Consider the following 274-nt stretch of genomic DNA (forward strand, 5'->3'; position numbering starts at 1 on the left):
CGTGTTGCGGACAGTGCGAACGACGTGCCGTCCGATGCCTGAGATCGCGTCGTTGCCGGTCCAACGATATCGAACGCGACCCCTCCGGAGAGGATCGACGCGACCGACTGGGTGTCCAGCCGCAGCCCATTGGAATCGAAGCGCAAGTCGATTCCGCTTGCGTGCCACCAGCGGGTATTCGAGGTGACATACTGGTCATAAGGCGCGTTAACGAAGACATCGATAATAACCTCCGCACCATCCTTCGAGAGCGAATATCCGAGAACCTGACCGG

Annotated in this window: 1 pseudogene; it reads right to left on the minus strand. The window is 59.1% G+C overall.

Annotated features, from left to right (window positions below):
• Positions 1–274, minus strand: a pseudogene (locus SB753_RS37145) (mammalian cell entry protein); the annotation flags it as partial.

Source organism: Paraburkholderia sp. SIMBA_053 (assembly GCF_046534895.1).
Classification (GTDB): domain Bacteria; phylum Pseudomonadota; class Gammaproteobacteria; order Burkholderiales; family Burkholderiaceae; genus Paraburkholderia; species Paraburkholderia caledonica.